This window comes from Pseudonocardia sp. ICBG601 (assembly GCF_020496245.1).
Genome location: NZ_JAHLJA010000215.1, coordinates 1 through 3,126 on the forward strand (window position 1 = coordinate 1; position 3,126 = coordinate 3,126).

The 3,126-nt window shown below is 76.6% G+C and carries 2 protein-coding genes and 2 pseudogenes; 2 read left to right on the forward strand and 2 right to left on the reverse strand.

Going from position 1 to position 3,126, the window contains the following annotated elements; translation table 11 throughout:
* Together KPL57_RS73465 and KPL57_RS73470 are read left to right on the forward strand one after the other, a co-directional pair.
* Nucleotides 1-138 (forward strand): annotated as a pseudogene (locus KPL57_RS73465) (hypothetical protein); the annotation flags it as partial.
* Nucleotides 139-151: 13 nt separating this feature from the next.
* Nucleotides 152-652 carry an HU family DNA-binding protein gene (locus KPL57_RS73470; protein WP_374203968.1) on the forward strand — a complete coding sequence of 167 codons (501 nt, stop codon included), beginning with the start codon at nt 152-154 and terminating at the stop codon, nt 650-652.
* Nucleotides 653-673: 21 nt separating this feature from the next.
* Here KPL57_RS73470 and KPL57_RS60995 read toward each other — a convergent pair whose 3' ends face one another.
* A complete protein-coding gene (locus KPL57_RS60995) occupies nt 674-1,369 on the reverse strand; it encodes a hypothetical protein (protein WP_226358964.1) in 696 nt (231 codons plus the stop codon).
* 1,159 nt (nt 1,370-2,528) lie between these two features.
* A pseudogene (locus KPL57_RS61000) lies at nt 2,529-2,960 on the reverse strand (HU family DNA-binding protein); the annotation flags it as partial.
* Nucleotides 2,961-3,126 lie beyond the last annotated feature (166 nt).

A 3,126-nucleotide genomic window follows, 5' to 3' on the forward strand; every position in this document is an offset into this window, starting at 1 on the left:
TCAGCTCGTCGATGCGCTGACCGCCCGGCTCGGAGACCGTCTCGTGCCGCCACGTCGGCCGTCGACGCGATGGTCGAGGTGATCGTGGGACGCCGTCGGCGTGGTGAGACCGTCACCCTGACCGGGTTCGGGGTCTTCAGCCGCGACGGACGTGCACCGCGCACCAGCCCGCAAACCGCGGACCGGGGAGACGGTGCCCGTCGGGGAGACCGTGGTGCCGTCGTTCCGGCCCGGCGCCGCCTTCAAGGAACGGGTGGCCGCCAGCGAGGCCGCCGCCGCGAACGCGACCAGCGCCCCCGCCGACCGAGCGGGCCGCGACGGGCAACGGTCGCACCACCGCGACCCGCAAGACGATCCCGCGGAGACCGGCGGCGCCCGGCCGCCGCGGCGGCACCGGCGAAGAAGGCGGCTGCCCGAAGAAGGCGGCCGCGTCGGCGGAAGAAGCCGGCCCGGCGGAAGGCCGCTGCGGAGAAGTAGCCGCGCCACCGTACTGCCCCCGGTCGGCGCCGCCCCGCGCTGCGCCACGGTGTTCCGCGCTGCCGCGTCGCGCCGCCGGCGCTGCCTGCGGGCGCGTCGATCAGTACATGAGTGCTGTTCGAGCGGGTGCGGACAGCACTCATGTACTGATCGACGGGGATCGCGGCATCGGTGACGCAGCCGGGTGCGGTCGGGGTCAGTAGGGCGCGAGGCGGGTCCGTCGGGCGAGCAGGGCGCGGACCGTCCCGACGGTGCGACCGGCGTTGCGGGTGAGGCCGTCGGCGGTGATCCGGAGGGTCTGCCATCCCAGCGCCGCGGTGCGGGTGTCGCGGATGCGGTCGAGCGGGTCGTCGTGGTGGGCGCCGTCGTACTCGATCGCGAGCAGGGCGTCGGGTAGGCGAGGTCGAACCGCAACCAGGGGCGGCTCCGGCCGTCGTACAGCGGGAACCGGACCTGGGGGACGGGGGGCCCGGAGAGCACGAGCAACAGCCGTAGCCGGGTCTCGGGCGGGGACTCCGCGCGGGGTCGGCGAGAGCGCGACGACCCTGTCCAGCCGGGCCGAGCCCCGCACGTGCGGGTGGAGCGACCGCCGGACCAGCAGGTCGGCGGGGTCGAAGCCGGGGCACGGCGCCGTCATCCGGGACAGCGTCCGTTGCTCGGGGGCCGGTGTGCCCCGCACCGCGACGAACACCGGCCGGTCCCGTTCCGGGCGGCGAGCGCGTCGAGGGGCCCGGCGGATCGATGCGGCCCGGGCCCGGAGCAGCGGCGTCACGGGGACCACGGCGGAGACGTACACGTCGGGGAACAGGCGCACGAACCGTGGCCCGCGCAGCCGCCCCGGCGTGACGGTCCCACGCGCGACGGCCTCCGACCCCCGGAACGGCTCCTCCACCCGCGCACCCTGCACCCCGGCCCACGCCCGGCGGGCCGGAACCGGTGCGCCCGTTCGCGATCGCACACGCCGTCGCCGGGAGCGGGCTTCCGGGACCCGGTCGATCAGTGCACCAGTGCTGCCCGCCGGGGTCGGACAGCACTCGGGTACTGATCGACGAGCGGCCCGGACCCGGGGGCCGCCGCGCCGTCCCGGACCCGGCGGCCCCGGGTCCGGGCCGCTCGTCGATCAGTACCCGAGTGCTGTCCGACCCCGGGCGGGCAGCACTGGTGCACTGATCGACCGGGTCCGGAAGCCCGCCCCGGCGACGGCGTGTGCGATCGCGAACGGGCGCACCGGTTCCGCCCGCCGGGCGTGGGCCGGGGTGCAGGGTGCGCGGGTGGAGGAGCCGTTCCGGGGGTCGGAGGCCGTCGCGCGTGGGACCGTCACGCCGGGGCGGCTGCGCGGGCCACGGTTCGTGCGCCTGTTCCCCGACGTGTACGTCTCCGCCGTGGTCCCCGTGACGCCGCTGCTCCGGGGCCGGGCCGCATCGATCCACGCCGGGCCCCTCGACGCGCTCGCCGCCCGGAGACGGGACCGGCCGGGTTCGTCGCGGTGCGGGGCACACCGGCCCCGAGCAACGGACGCTGTCCCGGATGACGGCGCCGTGCCCCGGCTTCGACCCCGCCGACCTGCTGGTCCGGCGGTCGCTCCACCCGCACGTGCGGGGCTCGGCCCGGCTGGACAGGGTCGTCGCGCTCGCCGACCCGCGCGCGGAGTCCCCGCCCGAGACCCGGCTACGGCTGTTGCTCGTGCTCTCCGGGCCCCCCGTCCCCCAGGTCCGGTTCCCGCTGTACGACGGCCGGAGCCGCCCCTGGTTGCGGTTCGACCTCGCCTACCCCGACGCCCCTGCTCGCGATCGAGTACGACGGCGCCCACCACGACGACCCGCTCGACCGCATCCGCGACACCCGCACCGCGGCGCTGGATGGCAGACCCTCGGATCACCGCCGACGGCCTCACCCGCAACGCCGGTCGCACCGTCGGGACGGTCCGCGCCCTGCTCGCCCGACGGACCCGCCTCGCGCCCACTACCCCCGACCGCACCCGGCTGCGTCACCGATGCCGCGATCCCCGTCGATCAGTACATGAGTGCTGTCCGCACCCGCTCGAACAGCACTCATGTACTGATCGACGCGCCCGCAGGCAGCGCCGGGCGGCGCGACGCGGGCAGCGCGGAACACCGTGGCGCAGCGCGGGGCGGCGCCGACCGGGGGCAGTACGGTGGCGCGGCTACTTCTCCGCAGCGGCCTTCCGCCGGGCCGGCTTCTTCGCCGACGCGGCCGCCTTCTTCGGGGCAGCCGCCTTCTTCGCCGGTGCCGCCGCGGCGGCCGGAGCGCCCGCGGTCTCCGGTAGGGATCGTCTTGCGGGTCGCGGTGGTGCGACCGTTGCCCGTCGCGGCCCGCTCGGTACGGCGGGGGGCGCTGGTCGCGTTCGCGGCGGCGGCCTCGCTGGCGGCCACCCGTTCCTTGAAGGCGGCGCCGGGCCGGAACGACGGCACCACGGTCTCCCCGACGGGCACCGTCTCCCCGGTCCGCGGGTTGCGGGCGGTGCGGGGTGCACGTCAGTCGCGGCTCGAAGACCCCGAACCCGGTCAGGGTGTGACGGTCTCACCACGCCCGACGGCGTCCACGATCACTCGACCATCGCGTCGACGGCCGACGTGGCGGCACGACGTCTCCGAGCGCGGGCGGTCAGCGCATCGACGAGCTGAGCCT